The sequence below is a fragment of the Flavobacterium araucananum genome, assembly GCF_002222055.1.
GTDB classification, from domain to species: domain Bacteria; phylum Bacteroidota; class Bacteroidia; order Flavobacteriales; family Flavobacteriaceae; genus Flavobacterium; species Flavobacterium araucananum.
Map to the genome: position 1 here is coordinate 1 of NZ_MUGS01000111.1, position 274 is coordinate 274.

The window sequence follows — 274 nt, forward strand, 5'->3', positions numbered from 1 at the left end:
ATTATTGGATCTGGAAAATGGATGAGCAAGGAGAACTTGACTGGCAAAAAAGTATTGGTGGCAGTGGTTTCGATTTACTACAAAGCATAAAAAACACCAGAGATGGCGGTTTTATCCTTGCCGGAACATCCAATTCTCCAGATGACTTTCAGAAAAAAGACCCCTGCAAAGGAGGAACTGACTATTGGGTTATTAAACTAAATGCCAAAGGCGAAGAACAATGGCAAAGAACTATTGGCGGGAGCGGACAGGACGAATTGTTATGTGCTTTCCA

1 pseudogene is annotated in these 274 nt (G+C 42.0%); it reads left to right on the forward strand.

Annotated features, from left to right (window positions below):
- A pseudogene (locus B0A64_RS25670) lies at positions 1–274 on the forward strand (T9SS type A sorting domain-containing protein); the annotation flags it as partial.